11 protein-coding genes are annotated in these 16,769 nt (G+C 46.4%); 2 read left to right on the plus strand and 9 right to left on the minus strand.

Annotated features, from left to right (window positions below; all coding sequences use genetic code 11):
• Nucleotides 1-9 precede the first annotated feature (9 nt).
• Complete coding sequence (locus AAHN97_RS06750; RefSeq protein WP_343306796.1) at nt 10-1,815, plus strand: cytochrome-c peroxidase; 1,806 nt, start codon at nt 10-12, stop codon at nt 1,813-1,815.
• Nucleotides 1,816-1,823: 8 nt separating this feature from the next.
• Nucleotides 1,824-2,384 carry a hypothetical protein gene (locus AAHN97_RS06755; protein WP_343306797.1) on the plus strand — a complete coding sequence of 187 codons (561 nt, stop codon included), beginning with the start codon at nt 1,824-1,826 and terminating at the stop codon, nt 2,382-2,384.
• A gap of 70 nt (nt 2,385-2,454) precedes the next feature.
• Here AAHN97_RS06755 and AAHN97_RS06760 read toward each other — a convergent pair whose 3' ends face one another.
• From AAHN97_RS06760 to AAHN97_RS06800, 9 genes are all read right to left on the minus strand, one after another.
• Nucleotides 2,455-2,853 carry a heavy-metal-associated domain-containing protein gene (locus AAHN97_RS06760; RefSeq protein WP_343306798.1) on the minus strand — a complete coding sequence of 133 codons (399 nt, stop codon included), beginning with the start codon at nt 2,851-2,853 and terminating at the stop codon, nt 2,455-2,457.
• Nucleotides 2,854-3,364: 511 nt separating this feature from the next.
• Nucleotides 3,365-4,210, minus strand: coding sequence for a sugar phosphate isomerase/epimerase family protein (locus AAHN97_RS06765; RefSeq protein WP_343306799.1), 846 nt, complete (start codon nt 4,208-4,210; stop codon nt 3,365-3,367).
• Between the two features lie 6 nt (nt 4,211-4,216).
• The gene (locus AAHN97_RS06770; RefSeq protein ID WP_343306800.1) at nt 4,217-5,338 is read right to left on the minus strand and encodes an FG-GAP repeat domain-containing protein; all 1,122 of its coding nucleotides are present in this window, start codon (nt 5,336-5,338) and stop codon (nt 4,217-4,219) included.
• Entirely contained in the window at nt 5,335-8,817 is a 3,483-nt protein-coding gene (locus AAHN97_RS06775) for a PVC-type heme-binding CxxCH protein (RefSeq protein WP_343306801.1), read from the minus strand. Before AAHN97_RS06775 ends, AAHN97_RS06770 begins: the two co-directional genes overlap by 4 nt.
• Before the next feature lie 3 nt (nt 8,818-8,820).
• Nucleotides 8,821-9,492 (minus strand): DUF3823 domain-containing protein, encoded by a 672-nt coding sequence (locus tag AAHN97_RS06780; protein WP_343306802.1) that lies wholly within the window; start codon nt 9,490-9,492, stop codon nt 8,821-8,823.
• A gap of 11 nt (nt 9,493-9,503) precedes the next feature.
• The gene (locus AAHN97_RS06785; protein WP_343306803.1) at nt 9,504-11,408 is read right to left on the minus strand and encodes a RagB/SusD family nutrient uptake outer membrane protein; all 1,905 of its coding nucleotides are present in this window, start codon (nt 11,406-11,408) and stop codon (nt 9,504-9,506) included.
• An 11-nt stretch (nt 11,409-11,419) separates the two neighbouring features.
• The gene (locus AAHN97_RS06790) at nt 11,420-14,746 is read right to left on the minus strand and encodes a TonB-dependent receptor (protein ID WP_343306804.1); all 3,327 of its coding nucleotides are present in this window, start codon (nt 14,744-14,746) and stop codon (nt 11,420-11,422) included.
• A gap of 93 nt (nt 14,747-14,839) precedes the next feature.
• Nucleotides 14,840-15,979, minus strand: coding sequence for a FecR family protein (locus AAHN97_RS06795; RefSeq protein WP_343306805.1), 1,140 nt, complete (start codon nt 15,977-15,979; stop codon nt 14,840-14,842).
• Nucleotides 15,980-16,051: 72 nt separating this feature from the next.
• Nucleotides 16,052-16,636: an RNA polymerase sigma factor gene (locus tag AAHN97_RS06800; RefSeq protein ID WP_343306806.1), complete on the minus strand. Its 585-nt coding sequence runs from the start codon at nt 16,634-16,636 to the stop codon at nt 16,052-16,054.
• Nucleotides 16,637-16,769 lie beyond the last annotated feature (133 nt).

Below are 16,769 nucleotides of genomic sequence, written 5' to 3' on the forward strand. Positions count from 1 at the left end.
ATCATCTGTATGAAGATAAAGGTTCTCATTGTCCTGCTGGGTGTTTTCCTGCTTATACAATGGCAGATCAGTGGTTGTAATAACAGGCCTGAAAAAGGAGATGCCGCTGTAAAGGAATATTTTTTCAATGAAATGGATACGCTTTTAGACGAACTTGATAAACTTGACGTTCTGACGGATCAAAAGAAACCTGTTGCAGTATTGCAGGGCCAGTTTGCCAATTGCAGGTTTACATATAAAAAAATTGAAGCTGTTGTTGAATATTATTTCCAGGGAGTAACCAAACGTATTAACGGCCCGGCACTACCGGATGTGAAAACTGAAGATGGTGTGGTGTGGCCTCCTGCTGGATTTCAGGTAATTGAGCAGTTTTTATATGATCGATACAATGATAGTCTGCAACCTGCTTTATCAGATAAAATAAAGACCCTGCAGACAGATCTGAAGTTTATAAAAGATAATATGCAATATATCTCTATAACCGGGAACCATGTTAAAGAGATGCTGCAGCATCAGCTCATCAGGGTCGCCTGCATGGGTATTACGGGGTTTGACGCACCATTAAGCAAATTATCATTGCAGGAATCAGGTTATAGCTTACAGGGAATTGAAAAAATAACTTTGTTATATACAGGGGAGGCGGATGCGGATACCCGGAAAAAAGTAGCTGATGCCATACAGTATCTCTGGCTAAATAATGAGTTTGACAATTTCGACCGGTTAAATTTTATAACATCCCATTTAATGCCATTAAGTGATATCCTTGCTAATGCGGTTCCGGATATTGACAGGAAAATGGATAGTCTTGTAAGAAAACCTTTTACAGGTACACTTACATTATTAATGCAGGGGAAAGGCCTGAATGCTGATTATTATTCTCCGTACGAAATAGCAAAGAGCAATCCTGAAAAGGTTTTACTGGGTAAAAAACTCTTTTTTGATACCAGGCTTTCCCGATCAAACACTATTAGTTGTGCCAGTTGCCACCAGCCACAGTTGTTTTTTACTGATGGTAAGGAAAAAGCAGGGAATTTTGTACATGGCGGATCCTTGCAGCGTAATACGCCCACGCTTTACTATGCAGGCTTTCAAAGCAGCCAGTTCTATGACCTGCGATCCCCCTCGCTTGAGGACCAGGCTCACGAAGTAATGAAAAGCAGCGATGAGTTTAACTTCTCTTCTGCCGCCATTGCCCGGAAGATTGCTGCTGAGCCGGAATATATACCCATGTTTAAGAAGGCTTTTAATACAGACTCCATTGGTGGGTTTGAGGTTAGAAATGCAATGGCCGCATTTGTGAGATCACTTGCTCCCTTTTCTTCTTCTTTTGATGAATATATGAGAGGAAACAAAAGGGCATTAAGCAGTGAACAGATCAGAGGCTTTAATTTATTTGCGGGTAAAGCTAAATGCGCCACCTGTCATTTCATCCCGGTATTTAACGGGAATATTCCTCCCTGGTATACAAAATCAGAATCAGAGATCATAGGCGTACCGGTAAAGGCAGTTTGGGAAAATGCTGTAATTGATCCGGATAGCGGGCGCTATCAAATAAACCATATCCCGGAACTAATGTTTTCATTTAAAACCACAACCGTAAGAAACGCAGAGAAGACGGGGCCTTATATGCATAATGGTGTGTTCAAAACCCTTGATGATGTAATAGAATTTTATCACAAAGGGGGAGGTGCTGGTATTGGTATTAACTTACCTGCTCAAACATTGCCTTTTGATTCATTGACCCTGAATGACAATGAAAAAAAATCCATGATAGCTTTTATTAATGGATTAACAGACAAAAGTATAAACTATTAAGCCAAACCTTGTTGAAACAGCTTAGCATATCATTGATAGTATTGTTTACAATTGGTTGTAATAAAAACAATGATAATAAGATATCTTGTTCTGATGTTATCCGGATTGAAGTTTCAACTACGCCATCCGATTCCTGCATTCCTGTGGGGGCTATCAGGATTATAAAGCCCATCGGTAATGATCATCAGTACCGTATTAATAATGGCCCTTATCAATACTCACCGGACTTTCAATCATTGGTTGCCGGAAAATATACTATTGTAGTAAAAAATGGTATGGGCTGTGAAAAGGCCGATACAGTTGTAATTCCTTCCACAATTGCAGGTCCGTTGTTTAGCAAGGTAAAGCAGGTGCTGGCAACATATTGTATCAGTTGCCATAGTGGCAATAATCCCCAGGCAGGTCATGACTGGAGTAAAACATGTGATATTCTGTTAAAATGGGAAAGAATAAAAGCCCGCGCAGTAGAGGGGATTCCATCGCCTATGCCAACATCCGGCCTGATACCACAGGTTGAGCGGGATAAAATTACTGCCTGGATAGATGCAGGGCATCGCTACATTGATTAGGATCAGCACAGTATCGGCAGCAGAAGGCATTATAAAAGCACAGCCAGCGTTTGCCGGCTGTGCTTATTGATTATTTTGTTGCCTCTGATGGGCTATTGTCAGGTGCTCTTTCATATTGGCAACAATCCGGAAATGCATTGTAGACCTCATCTTTTGCCCTTACTTTATCGGTATCATGCCCTGCAGCAGCGATCAAAGCAGAGATTTTATCAATGTCTGTTTTCTTTTTGTGATAGTTTACCGTCAGTAATTTGGTATCCACATCCCAATAGGAGGATTTGATCCCTTCAATTTTCAGGGCTTTTTCAATACGTCTTTTACACATCCCGCACTCGCCATATACTTTAATGGTGGCTTTTTGTGCCTTTGGCTCGAAGTTGAAAAGATTGAGCTTATGATCCTGTGCTTTGACTCCCTGGGCAGATAATACGGCAATGGCAATAGCCATGAATATTCTAATCGTTTTCATGATTGAAGTAGTTTTTAATGAAGTAAATGTTGGATAAAAAATAGGAGAGAGGGGAATCAAATCCTGAAAACGCAATGGCGGGTGTAAATGGGCGCTTTAAATGGAATAAGAGAAGCGTAAGTAGTATTTGTTTTGCTGGAAAGCCGGGGAATAGAAAACGTAACCCCGAATGGACGGAGCTGAACAGTTTGATCTGTAAATGGCTTCACCGGCTTTTTAACATGTTTTGCAACCCGGTGGGAATCCGTTATTTTATAGAAATGATGAGTTGTTTCACAGCAATCACTGTTTACCTTATTATGTAGAACTGTTAGATAGCTAATGCCTACAAACTTTTTCTGACCACAACAATGGAACTCCTTTATACTTACTCCAAATGTGGAGATAGCATAAACACAAATGAGCAGTATGAGTAATACTTTTTTCACCTATTGAGCTGCAGTTATTTTGGGCAAAGATAACCTACAACTCTTCTTTGGCTTTTATATAATTGTGGAAAGGGTGTTAAAATTCAGTTAATCTTGTGCCGCAAAAAGGCCAATCCCTCCACAGCAATGGCCTCCTGCGAGCTTTCTATCTGCCTCCAGATGGAGGCTGCTTTGGCAATAACTTTTACATCCGGTGTAAAAGACTCTATCACCACATCACCGGTATACCCGGTTACCTGCAGTGCGGCATTGATCATACGCCAGTCTATGTGGTCCTTACCCGGCGTTCCCCGGTCACTGCCGCATGCATGAAAATGCCCAAGGCGATGCCCTGCCTGCAGAATAACCTGCACCGGATCTTTTTCTTCAATATTCATGTGATAAGTATCCAGGTGTAGCAACAGCGCTTCGTTGCCAACTGCATCGATCATCTGCAATGCCTGCTCTGCTGTATTGATGAAATCCGTTTCATAACGGTTCAACGGTTCAATGGCGAGTTGCAGGCCCATTTCAGCGGCATACATGGAGAGGTTGCTCAAATGTTTTACCACCAGTTCCCATTGCTGCTGATAGTCATCGGGTGTTTCAACGCCGGCTCTTCCTACAGAAGAATACAGCGGCCCTGCCAGCATACCGCAACCCAGTATGGGCATTACATCCAGCACGCTTTTGAGATAGGAGAGGGAAGTTTCCTGTTCCTGAACACTCCCCCGCAGATCGCGCCCGGGACCCATGGCTGCACATATGGAACCACATACCAGTCCGTTATCATCAAGCGCCCGCCGTACCAGCGAGGGATTAATATGTGCCGGATCTTCCAGCGCAATTTCAACAGAATCAAACCCCCATGCTTTGAAACGGGGGAACAGCGTAATACTGTCATTCGTAAATGGCGAAGTGAAAAGAAAAGTATTGATGCCAAAACGCATAAGAGCTTATTTTTTCTGAAGGAAGAGGTGTACCCCTTTTTTATTGCCCACAACAATATCCAGTTTACCATCTCCATTCATGTCTTCTACTACCAGGTGCAGGCCTACGCCTGAATCATTATCTACCTGGTGCGGTATCCAGGCAGGCGTGCTTCCCGGCTTAAACTCAAACCAATACAGGACTGCAGGTTCAAATGCACCCGGGTCACCCCCATTGTGTGCAAAGTACCGTTTGCCGGTTATGATATCCGGATATCCATCACCGTTAATATCAGCCAGCGCTACGCCATGTGTTTGTGAAAATGATCTATGTATCTCATGATGTTTCCAGGAGCCACCGCTTACCTGCTCATGCCACCAGATCCCATAGTTATGTGCAGAGGCGCTGATCACATCCGGTAAACCATCCTTGTTTACATCCAGCACATACATCTGGGAACAATCGGCGCCCAGGTCTGCGGGGTGAAAAGTCCAATTGTTTTGCCTGGGGTTACCGGGGTTTTCCCACCAGCCTTCCCTGATCAGCACATCCTTGTGGCCATCTCCGTTAACATCCCCAAAGCCTAATCCATGGGTGAACATCTCTGCCCCCCGTGCATTTCCTTCAGCGATCACAAAGCGTTGCCAGGCTGTATCACCTTTGTCCGGAGAACGCAGCCAGATCACCTTCTTCTCCTGCGGGTCATTACATAGCAGATCAAGACGGCCGTCTCCGTCCATATCGGTCATAAGCGGAGATTCATTCCCTACAGATTTATATACAGGATGTGTTTTCCAGTGCCCGGGTTTATTACGCGGGTTCTCATGCCATACTGCTGCCTTACCGGGAAAATCGATGCGCACCAGGTCCGTCCATCCATCCTGGTTTACATCCATACCAAAGTTGAGAAAGGAATTACTGTATCCGTTACTGACGGAAAAGGTATCTGCTTTAGCCAGTGCATGGCGCTTCCAGCCGGGTGCCGCAAACCAGTAAGCCCCGGCGATAATATCCTTGCGGCCATCCTTGTTTACATCACCAACAGCCACCCCTTCCGTAATAAATTCGCGGGTGATCACCTGTTTAGAAAATTGGGCGGTAGCTATATTGCTCACCAGGAGTAATGGCAGTACGAATTGCTTCATCATTTTGTGCTGAGTAAAAATTTTAGTAACGCATAAAAATCCTGCTCCGGTATGTTTTTACCAAACTGGTCAGGCATCAATGTATAAACGGATGCTTTCTTCTCTTTGATATCACCGCTGGCAACAGTAAATTCCTGGCCGGCTGCATTGGTGAACACCTGAACGGCTCCTTCCGTACGGCGGTATAAGCCACTGAGTGTTTTCCCGTTTTTTAAGGTGATATTATAGTTGCGGAAAGCTGCTGAAATATTGCGGTTAGGGTCCAGGATCTTTTCTGTAAGGGCCTTCGCTCCCCAGTTACCAATACCATCCAGCTGCGGGCCTACCATACCACCGTTACCTTTGATCTGGTGGCACATACTGCAGTTCTGTATAAACACATTCCTTCCATCTTCTGCCTTAACGGTAACATGTGTAAAGCCTTCCAGCCTGTCCGCGATCAATTGTTGCCTTGCATTAGCGTTGCCTGTTGTTAGTTTATCGAGCTCCTGTTGCTGTGCGGGTGTTACATGTGCAATCAGGCGCTCTTTTACAGCCGGTTCAGCGATCACATCCGGGTGGATGTCGCCAGCCTTGAGAGCGGCCAGCAAATGATCAGCACCTGCCTGTGTATTGGCCAGCAGGGTAGCAATGCTTACCTGGCCATTACGGGGGATGCCGCTTAAACCTTTGGCCAGCATGGCGTATACAGCAGGCGAGGGGCTTTGCGCCAATGCCTGCGCTACTTTTTCGCGTAATACGGCAGGTTGGGCAGGATCGTTGAATATAGCTCCAAGGTAACTGATATTTCCTTGAAGGGAAAGGTTCATCAGTGCGGGGGCCGCAGCCATGCGTACATTGATATCTGCCCAGGGTGCTGATAATAACTTACGCAACACAGGCTCCAGCGAATTCACCTTAAGATCTCCTGCCATTTCTACTGCATGTGCCCTGCGTTCTGCTATTTCACCGGGGCTTACAGCCGGCATAGGCAGCACGGCCGGCGCCAGCTTGCCGATACCGATGGCGCCTGTAACAGAACTGTCTGTTACTTCAATGTAGCCCTGCTGCCCCTGCCAGCTATGCAGGTCGAATGTTGTTTTTTTGATGAGGTCTTTCCATACAACTTTGCGGTCCATACGCAGCCGGTATTCTGCTACTACCTGATCAGTACCACTCAGGCGTATACGGACCGTATTGCGGGAGGTGCCTTTTTTCTCTGTACTGTTATCAAGATCATTGTCAAATACATTCATCTGCAGCGTAGCGGGTAGTTTGAACGGAGCAGAATGCAATACTGCCATAGGATGATAACCTTTCCATTCACTGAATATGATCCGGAATGCCGGCATCACATCCGTCAGAAAGTCATCCTGTACTTTCCAGGGATTAAGTGGATCGTTCAGGGTCTTGCTTTTCCAGGTATCTGTTGCCGTAGAGATATTTGTCAGCAGATGTTCTGCCATCTGTACACCCCATTGCCGCATGCGTGGCGGAACGCTGGTGCCGCTCTGCACCATGCCCTGGCGGATGGTATTGTAGATGGTGAACTGTACATCCGGCTCCTTTGCAAATTTCTGCCTGATAAGTGCAATGGCTGCATCCAGGTTGGCCGGTGGTACATATCGGCCAATATATTCCAGGCTTTTTATGAGTTGTTCCTGTGGTACGGCATGCTTTTGCAGATAGTTCAGTATAAAATTGGCGGCTAATGGAGAGGGTGCATCCAGCATGGCGATCGTTAATACAGCCAGTTGAGCATCCGTCCATTTTGCATGTGCCGTCTGCTGCATCACTTTATCATTTTGCAGGTTGTTGCGGATGCTGGCCAGCAATGTATAACGCAGGTGCGAGTCTGCTTCACCGGTTTCGTCATACAAAGCAAGCAGCGGCGCAACACTGCCTGCATCTGCAAAGCGGCCCAGTGTTTCAGCTGCTATACGGCGTACATGCGGGTTCTCATCTTTCAATGCGGTGATGGCAATGCTGCGGTGTTGTTCACTGAGGGTATTCATTTCCCGCAATACACGTAAGGCATGTACACGTATCATGGCATCTTTGTGATGCAGGGCGTTATTGAGCAGATCATCAGGTAATTCATGCAAACGGAAAAGTATCCATAATCCCTGTATATAAGCATAACCTTTAGCAGATCCCATCATCTTTTTCACCGGATCAACCGCTTTGTCTTTCCATACATCTACCAGCCGGTCCGCAACTTTCATACGGATGTTCAGTTGGGGATGTTGTAAACCAGCCAGCAGTTCCTGCATGGAGGCTTTGGTCCAGTCAGTTACTTTTGCAGGTTTATTACCCGTATAAGTGATCTTCCAGATCCGCCCGCTTATCCTGTCCCTGCCGGGATGTGTGAGGGGTACCTCATAGTGACCGATAATACGGTTATAAAAATCTGCAACATACAAGGCTCCATCCGGGCCTGTTTTAATATCCACGGGGCGGAACCAGGGATCATCACTCAACAGGAAATCAGCCTCCCGTTTTGTAGTGGGAGTAGTGCCCTGCAATGTCATGCTGTTGCGGTTGATCTGGCAGGTCACTACATCCCCTGAATAAAAATTATGACGGTATTCCCCAGGGAATTGCTCGCCTATATAATAATCCAGCCCGGCGATGGCTGTAGAACCCAGCTCATAATGCATCATCTCCGGGGCAAAGCCAATGCCCGGTGATCTTTTACCAAAGTGTGGATATTCACCTCCTTTGATCAGCTGATAAATAGGTTTGGAATGACAATCGGCGGAATACAGGTAGCCCCATTCATCCCAGGCATTACCGAAAGGATTCACCCGTCCATTGGAAGTACGTTCCACCCGGCTGCCATCTACCCGGAAACGGAACGTATTGCCGGATACCATTGTTATAGAATCCCCGTCTGTACCGGCAATGGTAGAAGTGTTGGTGAAACCATGGCAGGCATAGATCCAGCCATCAAAACCGCGGGTGAGGTTGTTCACCATGCCGTGGGTGTCACGGAAACCAAAGGGCCCGTATAATACCTGTTGCTGATCGGCCTTACCATCATCATTACTATCCGTATAACGATATACATCGGGGATGCTGTAAGCGATGGCGCCGTTGGCCACCGGCATAATACCTATGGGAATATTCAGGCTGTCCTCAAAATGCATAAAGCTATCTGCTCTGCCATCTCCATCTTTATCTTCCAGGATGCTGATACGGTCCTTTCCCTTGCCGGGATTGGCCGCCATTGGGTATTCGGAAGATTGCGTCACCCAAAGGCGGCCCCGGTCATCAAATTCCATATTGATGGGTTTACTGATATCCGGCTCTGAAGCAAACAAGGTGATCTCAAAACCTGGCGGCAGCTTGAAACCAGCCCGTTCTTCTTCCGGTGTACGGAATTCGGTGGATCGAACATGTTCTGAAAATTTTTCTTTCGGTGTTTTTGCCTGATCTGTTTTTCCCTGCCGGATGCATGCAGTTGCGCACAGCAGGGATAAGAGTAAATACCTGTATTGCATACTTTAGAGACTGATCGTTACGGAAGGAGCATAGTTGTATTTTGCATTGGCAACATCTATCAATGCACCTACCCTGAAATAATACGTTTTGCCTGCTGTAAATCCATTCGTACTGAACTTCAACGTGTAAGTTTTAGGCGTGTCCTTCGATGCCGCATCGATGTTCTGTGTAGCCCGCTGTTGCGCAAACTGGTTGCCCACTATACGGTCGATATGCCCGAAGAGGCCGATCTGTTTTACATTATTGGCTACGGTAGGTGTGATAGTGAAGGTGGCTACAATTTCATTCCCTGTTTTTACGATGGAAACATTACTTACCCTGATGTAAGGTTGCACGGTGAAATCAAGCTGGTTATCGCCGCTTTTAACCGCGTAAGATTTAAGCGTATCCGGTTTTACGAAATTACTTTCATTAAAATAAATATCATAAAGGCCCGGGAACATCAGATTGTTACGGTATTCCCCTGTTTCTTTAAAGATCATCTGCTGCTCTTCAGGATTCTGGTAACCATGTTCCTTGTAAATGATCCTGGAGCCGGCTTCTACGTCCTGCTGAATAAGCGCGCCACCGTTAACATCCTTTAAGGAGCCATGAATGGTGGCGCTGGGCGCGTCATACTGATCTAATTTGCAGGATGCAAACAGAACAGCCGATACTATGATCCATGTTTTCATATAGCGAAGCATTAGTAGTTAGGATTTTGAATCAAAGAGTTGTTTTCAATACCGGGGATAGGACGGTAGTAGGCTTTGGGTTCAAAGTTCTTGGCACTATTCCCCGGTTCCACATTCGCCCGCACGAAAATGTATTTCAAAGATCCTGTTATAAAGTCGGCCATGGTTATAAGGCCTCTGCGGTGATAGGTGTTATTGAAGAAGGTGTGGTATTCCCTGCGCCTGTAATATTCCCAGGTGGTATTATATTCCAGGGCAAACTCAGCTTTGCGCTCATAACGTACGTTCTGTGTGGTGAGATCAACATTGTCCAGGAATCCGGCGCGTTTACGTACTTTATTCAATGCTTCCCTTGCGGTGATAACACCTCCTGCATCAGGCAGGCTGCTTTCGGCAACAGCTTCTGCATAGTTCAGTAATACTTCTGCATACCGTAGTTCCGAGAAAGGTGTTACCACCTGGTCCCATACCTGGTCATTGGCGCCATTCAGGTACTTCTTCAACAGAAAGCCGGAGCGGGTACCATTGGCGCGGTTGCTCACCCATCCTGAAACATTTCCTTCGCTGGCATCTCCTTTACCATAGTAATCAACGCCATTGTAAGTGTATTTGTCGTTAGTCTGCCAGATAGCATCTCCGTTGTTCTTTACAAGGCCTCCCTGCATAATGATGGTTTTCCCGCCCCATTGGGTGCCGGGCAGTATAACAGATGCATATAAGCGAGGATCCCTGTTAGCGAAGATCTCCGTGAGGTTGTCATATCTTTTGTAATTGATGGTTTTAGAGAAGGCATACCCTACGGTATAATTTTCGTTACCATCTGTAGTCGTTTCGAGTTTTACATTATAAGTGCCTGCGCGGGTAAGGGGATCGATCTTTGCGTAGGATTCAACCAGGTCTAATGTGGGGCCTACGCGGCCGCCAAATTCAACCGACAATTGATTTGGCTCATGCCATTTACCCATATTATGTGCAACGCCGGGATAGATGAAGTTCCGGAGCAGGATCACTTCTGATATACCTTTCCCTGCTGTGAACACCTTGCCATAGTTAATAGCGGCTTCATTCAGTGTTGCAGGCGCTTCTCCATACAAAGCAAACTTACCGCTTTTGATCACTTCAGCGGATGCATTGATACACTCCTGGTAGAAGAACCGGATATCTTCTGCGGTGAATCCACCTGCAAGGCCTTCTGTAACAGCCTGGCCAGAGAGGGCGGCGCCATTGGCGTTCCAGAATTTACCAACAGAGGCAGCATGCAGCGCCACCCTTGATTTTAAAGCAAAGGCCGTCCATTTGTTCGCACGTTCCTGTATGGTGGTATTAGGCAGCAGTTTGGCAGCACTGTCACATTCCGCGAGGATGAACTTCCAGGTAGCTACTTCTTTACTGCGGGGAATTTTGATAGTCTTGTAATCTCCGTTGAACTGCTGCACTTCTGTAATGATGGGTACGCCGCCATATCTTCTGGCCAATGCGAAGTAAGTATAGGCTAAAAAGAAATGGTACTCGCCCCGCAGCATCTCTAATGTAGCCGGGTTGGATGGCCGCATCAGCGGGAGGTTTTCTTTTAGTTCGTTGTACTTCCGTACATATACATACAGATCTCCCCAGTTGCCGAACCTATCCGGTTGCCCCGCATGATCGCCCCATTCACTGTGCACTGCTTCAGGTGTGGCCATCATATTGGTTTTACCGCCATCACAACGGGTGAGATTAAACCTGTTGGTGAAATCATAACGGTAATCTTCCATCGGCAGATCAAAATACAGCCCCGCCATATAGGCATTGATGCCGCCATCGCTGGCAAACAGGGCATTTCCCGTCATCCTGTCCTTCGGTTCTACTTCCAGGAAGTTGGAGCAGGAACTCAGGCAGAACAGGGATATTATTAAAAGAGTTGTGTAACGCTTCATAGCATGGAGAATTAAAAGGTTAGGTTTACGCCAAAGTTGTAGCCCTTTGAAAGCGGATACTGGAATCCGTTCCCATCAGTGATCTCGGGATCAAAACTTTTAAGATAACTGTTGCAGATCACCAGTGGATTGAACAGGTTTACATAACACCTGAACCTTGAAACACCCAGGAACCGTAAAACGCTGTTCGGTAATCTGTAACCTATTTCCATATTCTTCAAACGGGCATAGGTAGCATCTACCCGCTGGATGTCGCTCTCCAGGTAGTTAGCGCCATTGTCTGAATCCAGCCGGCGTGTGGAAGGATATTTCCCCGGGATCCATTCACTGTTAGGATCGTATATATCTGCCAGATGCCAGCGGTCATAGTAGAAGGCAGGTGAGTTGGCAGCATCAAGTGCAAGCACCCTGCCTAACACCTCGTTGTAGCGCAGGGAATACATACCCGCTCCCTGCCAGAGCATATTAAAGTCCAGGCCTCTCCAACTTGCATTGATATTAAGTCCGAAGCCCATCTTTGGCTGGCCGTTCCAGAAGAGCGGCATCTGATCTTTGCCATTGATCACACCATCGCCATTTACATCCAGGTGCATGTAATCGCCGGGTAATGTTCTGGAATTGCCATAAGAAGTGGTTTCTATCACACCATTGCGTATCGCATCGTAGTTCTGGTATTGCCCGGCAACCTGGTAGCCCCAGCCAATGTCCTGCCAGCGGTTAGCAGCTCCATTCCTCCACCTGTCGTAACTGCTGCGGAAAGGTGCCCTTTCCAGGTACAGCATCTGTGTACGGCCAATGTACATATTGCCGGATACACCATATTCCAGCTCACCTATCCTGTTCTTATGCCCGATGCTCATTTCAAAACCATCTGTACGGTCACTGTTCAGGTTTTCCTGTGGTAAGGCGGCACCGAAGGTATTGGGTAAGGCCTGAGCGCGTGTGGCCAGCAGGCCCGTCCTGTTCCTGCGGAAGAGGTCGAATGTAAAGTCCAGTTTGCCATTCCATAAACTAACGTCAATACCTACGTCTGCTGTTTTGGAAGTGGTCCATGTAAGGTTGGCATTCAATAGCCCTGCATTGGTATACCCGCTGATAAATTTATCGCCGAGCACATAACCATTATAACTCGTATAACCCGGAATAAACTGGAAGGCATTACCCGCATCCTGTGCGGTAGTACCATAGGAGCCTCTCAGTTTCAGGTCAGTGATCACCCGCGTATTGTTTTTCAGGAAAGGTTCTTCAGATATCCGCCATCCCCCTGATATCACAGGGAAGAAACCCCATCGTTTATCCGGTGCATACCGGTATGATCCATCTTCACGGAAGGCAAACTCAAGCAGGTACTTGCTCCTGTAGTCATAGTTGAAACGCCCGATGAATGATGCGTATTTAAACACGCCGGTATTACCCGCTGTTTGCTGATTGGTCACCGGTGCCCGGTCTATATTATCGATGGTGAACAGATCGCCTTCATAAAAACGTTTGCCGCTCAGGTAACGTGTGTTATCCTGGCGTGCCTCTGCAACCAGTACAACACCAACATTATGATGCTGTGCAATTTGTTTGTTGTAGAGGATATGCCCCTGGAAGTTCAGGCGTGTTGTGGTACCCGCTTCTTCCTGTATGCTTGGATCGTAGTTGTTGTAAGGCGTGTAGCTGTCTGTGGTAGCAGAGTAGATGTAGTTGATAGCTCTTTTCTGTACACGTGTTCTGATAGTGGTCTTTCCATCATATGCTCCCTGGAACCTTAGTTGCAGGCCTTCTACATTGGGAACGTTAATGGTCATTGCAAGAAAGGATTGAAAGAATTTATCCCTCCATTCCCCATAACCAAAAATATCGCGCTGGGAGAACTGCAGCGGGTTATCACTGAATGTACGCGGACGATTATAGTACAGCGGGTTATTATTCGCATATACACTCTCTGAAGGTATCAGCCCGTGGGCAGCTTTATTCAGATAGAAGAATGCATCATCCCAGGTACCCGGTTGTTTGCGGTAATCCGTAAAGCCGTAAAGGTTCAGTTCCACCTTTACATATTTATTAGGCTGGAAGGTAGTACCGTTCCTGAACGAGTATTTATTGTAACCGATATCTCCGCTTCTGAGCAAACCGTTATCAGTCATATATCCTATGTTGGTATAGGTGGATATTTTATCCGTGCCGCCTTCTATGGTGATATTATGCTGATGCTGGAAAGCTACCTGTTGAAATACTTCTTTATACCAGTTGGTATAGGGGAGGGCCTTTGCTTCTTCCAATGCCTGCTTTGAAGAAAAGTAAGGTGTTCCTGTAGAGTTGAATGCATCTTCATTCCTGATCTCCCAATACTGGCTCACATCCATCATCTTCGTATGCTGTGTTGGCCTTGTAACGCCTGCCAGTCCACTGTAAGAAACACGCAGCGGGCCTTTGGTACCTGATTTTGTTTTTACAAGAATTACACCATTGCTGGAATTGATACCGTATATAGCGGCAGATGCATCTTTTAGTACCGTGATGCTTTCAATATCCTCCGGGTTGAGTTTCTGAAACTCTGTTGGTTCGTTACGCACCACCCCATCAATTACAAACATAGGTGTACCCATGCCGCGTATATTGATATTGGTGCTAAAACCTCCGGGTGTACCATTGTTCTGGCGGATCTGCAATCCCGGTACCTTACCTGCCAGGGCAACGGCAAGAGAAGGAGCGCGGGTGGTAATAATGTCTTTGTTGGAGATACTGCTGATAGACCCTGTGAGGCTGAGTTTCCGCAGTCTTCCATATCCTACCACCACCACTTCGTTGAGCGCTTCGTCCGTAGCTTCCAGCATAACACGCAGCCCCTGCCCGGTACTGACCTCTACTGTTTTCATACCTACATAGGTCACTACAATAACGGCAATGTTATCCGGCACACTGAAAGAGAACTTTCCCTGCAGATCTGTAGTGGTGCCAAGTTTGGTGCCTTTCGCCGTAACGGTGGCGCCTGGTATGGGTTCACCCTTTTGGTCAACTACAACACCTTCTACTTTTTTGTCCTGCTGGGGTGGTTCCGCTTTCTGTTTGATCAGCACTGTTGTATTGTGGATCTCAAATGTGAGCGGCTGATCCGTTAAACAGAGCTTCAGTGCTTCCGCCAAGGGTTTGCGGGTTACCTGTAAGGTTACGGGAGTGGCTCGTTTTAGTTCTTCGGATACATAGAGGAAGTCGTACCCGGTTTGTTTTTTAAGCATGTTAAATACTTTGGCGAGGGGAGCATTCCTGATATTCAGGCTTACTTCCTGGGCCTCTGCCTCCGCCCTTGGCTGAAAGAAACCGATCAGCAACATGAGTGTAGAAAGTTTCATGGCAAGCTAGGTTTTATATAATAGAAATCCGATCCGGCGGTGAAGCCGGTTAGTTAATTGTAAATGCTGTAAGTATGCTGAGAGAAGAGTATGTTACATTAAAACAGTCACCTTGTTATTATTTATGCTGAACCGCATGCCGCTCAGTGATTCAAGATGTTTCAATAATTCATCCAATCCTTTGGAGCGGGAGTAGGTGCCTCCGAACTTCATAGGATTAGGCTTTCCTTCATAACTGATTTCAAGATTGTACCACCGTGCCAGGTTTCTCATAATAGACCTTATATCCTGGTCTTCAAAAAGGAAGTTACCTTGTAACCAGGCGAGTGCCTGATCTGTATCCACATCCTTTTTCTGCATTTGGTTGTTGCCGGAGAAGATAGTAGCCTGCTGACCGGGTTTCAGACTTACCATACCGTTCGGCCCTGTTACATTTACACCTCCTTCTACCAGTGTAGCAGATACCTGGTCTTCATCCTCATAGGCGGAGATATTGAAACTGGTGCCGGTTGCAAGGATCTCGGCCCCGCCGGCCCTGACTTTGAAAGGCTGTTCACTGTTTTTAGCCACATCAAAATAAGCTTCTCCCGAGAGTGTGACCACGCGTTCCTTATCTGTAAATGCAGTTGGCCAGGTAAGGCTTGTGGCGGAATTAAGCCACACTACAGTGCCGTCCGGTAAGGTGATCCGGTATTGGCCTCCACGGGGAATGCTGAGCGTATTATTGCGATTTTGGAAGGGCGCATCTGCTGCTTCATATAATAATTGTCCGTTGGCAAGCTTGGATACTTTAACACCTCCTTTATTGAACAACATGCCTGTGTCCGCATCATCCAGTGTGATCTCAGATCCATCGGAGAGTGTCAGCCGGGCAGCTTTGCTACCCGGTTTAACTGCCTTTTCAGTATAGTATCGTTTTACTTCTTTATCCGTACTGCCCGTGCGGAAGATCCAGGCTGCAGCGAAACAACACAGTAGAACAGAGGCTGCTACTGCGATCTTTCTTAACGTGAATATTCTTTTCTCCGGCTTCTTCTTTTTAAAGATCTGATCTTCAATCTGCGAACGCATCAGCCGCTGCACCAGCAAACGCTCTTCCTCACTGCTCCATCGCCAGCCGGAAGAGGCCTGCCTTTCTGCAAACCATTTTTCAAGCAATGCTTTTTGCTCCGGGCTGCAGGCACCGGCTTCGTATTGCTTTAAAAGGGTTATTATATCTTCTTTACCGGTCATCAGATCAACGTGGTTCAGTAGTAAGTGTCAGAATAAGGAAGTTGGTAGTAGATGGAATGAAAAATATTTTTCTCAGAGACTTTTCAGCAGTATTAACAGCAGTAGGGCAGAAGGAAGATCTCCTTCCATTTTAAGGCGGATGAGTTTCAGGGAGTTACTGATCTGTTTTTTTACCGTTTTATCGGAGATGTTCAGCTTTGCTGCTATCTCCCTGTAAGAAAGCCGCTGCTCGCGGCTTAACAGGAAAACCTCCCTCATTTTGGGAGGAAGGTTGGCCACTTCAGTATTAATAATAGATTGCAATTCCCCGTTGATCATCAGTTCCTCCGGACTTTCATCATGCGCCTGTAAAAAGTTCAGGAGGGAGGACAGGTAGTCTCTTTTCCGGATATTCATCCGGATATACCCCAGCGCTTTATACCGGGCAATAGAAAAAATATAAGCTTTGAAAGACTGCACATTACCCAGGGAGGTGCGTTGCTGCCATACGGTAATAAAAGTATCCTGCACAATATCCATACTGTCTTCCTTATCCTGGAGTACATGCATTACATAGCCGAAAAGCGGCTCCCAGTAACGATCGTACAGCTCAGAAAAAGCCTTGTCATCTCCTGAAGACAGGAATTGAATGAACCCAGTTTCTTCAACCGAACACATGAAATTGGTATGTTTTTTTAAACGTGGATGATGGAGGTCAAAGTAAATTAGGATAAATTTCTGATAGATGCAAGAAGCGGGTATTAAAGACGGTGTTGCAACTCTTATTTACAGCGCAAGGTATTTGTTGCAG

Source organism: Chitinophaga niabensis (genome assembly GCF_039545795.1).
In the GTDB taxonomy this organism is placed as follows: Bacteria; Bacteroidota; Bacteroidia; order Chitinophagales; family Chitinophagaceae; genus Chitinophaga; species Chitinophaga niabensis_B.

Coding starts and splice junctions, on each gene's coding strand:
- AAHN97_RS06790 (WP_343306804.1), bottom strand. CDS start 14,746: ATGAAACTTTCTACACTCATGTTGCTGATCGGTTTCTTTCAGCCAAGG.
- AAHN97_RS06775 (WP_343306801.1), bottom strand. CDS start 8,817: ATGCAATACAGGTATTTACTCTTATCCCTGCTGTGCGCAACTGCATGC.
- AAHN97_RS06785 (WP_343306803.1), bottom strand. CDS start 11,408: ATGAAGCGTTACACAACTCTTTTAATAATATCCCTGTTCTGCCTGAGT.
- AAHN97_RS06795 (WP_343306805.1), bottom strand. CDS start 15,979: ATGACCGGTAAAGAAGATATAATAACCCTTTTAAAGCAATACGAAGCC.
- AAHN97_RS06765 (WP_343306799.1), bottom strand. CDS start 4,210: ATGCGTTTTGGCATCAATACTTTTCTTTTCACTTCGCCATTTACGAAT.
- AAHN97_RS06760 (WP_343306798.1), bottom strand. CDS start 2,853: ATGAAAACGATTAGAATATTCATGGCTATTGCCATTGCCGTATTATCT.
- AAHN97_RS06780 (WP_343306802.1), bottom strand. CDS start 9,492: ATGAAAACATGGATCATAGTATCGGCTGTTCTGTTTGCATCCTGCAAA.
- AAHN97_RS06750 (WP_343306796.1), top strand. CDS start 10: ATGAAGATAAAGGTTCTCATTGTCCTGCTGGGTGTTTTCCTGCTTATA.
- AAHN97_RS06770 (WP_343306800.1), bottom strand. CDS start 5,338: ATGATGAAGCAATTCGTACTGCCATTACTCCTGGTGAGCAATATAGCT.
- AAHN97_RS06800 (WP_343306806.1), bottom strand. CDS start 16,636: ATGTGTTCGGTTGAAGAAACTGGGTTCATTCAATTCCTGTCTTCAGGA.